Source organism: Deferrisoma palaeochoriense (genome assembly GCF_054656955.1).
Genome location: NZ_BAAHXI010000190.1, coordinates 1 through 376 on the forward strand (window position 1 = coordinate 1; position 376 = coordinate 376).

Sequence of the window (376 nt, forward strand, 5' to 3'; positions counted from 1 at the left end):
ACCTGTGGCAGAAGCGGCTGGAGTCGGAGAGGTTTCGGTGGCCTCGGAGCGAAGCGGAGGTGCTGGAGATCGAGCCTCGGCAGCTCATGTGGTTACTGAGCGGGCTGGAGATTGAACAGAGGGGTTCGCATCGGCGGTTATCTGTGTCCGTGGCGGCCTGAGAAAATAGACACGGAGGCCATTTTACAGAAAAATCTCTGGACACGACGAGGCTTTTTGTGGTATAGGGCAGGGCATGAAAACGATAGATCCCGCCCTGCCGAACGATATAAAGGTTCTGCGCGATCTTCTCTTGGCGCTACAGGAAGAGAAGGCCGCCCTCGCTGCACGTAACGAAGCGCTGTCCGAAGAGAACCAGAAGCTTCGGTCGGACGTG

At 57.2% G+C, this 376-nt stretch carries 1 protein-coding gene; it reads left to right on the top strand.

The genetic code is table 11. The features are described from left to right. Window positions 1-2: 2 nt before the first annotated feature. Window positions 3-161 carry an IS66 family insertion sequence element accessory protein TnpB gene (tnpB, locus tag ACYQ8L_RS18660; RefSeq protein WP_459943321.1) on the top strand — a complete coding sequence of 53 codons (159 nt, stop codon included), beginning with the start codon at window positions 3-5 and terminating at the stop codon, window positions 159-161. The last annotated feature ends 215 nt before the right edge of the window (window positions 162-376 follow it).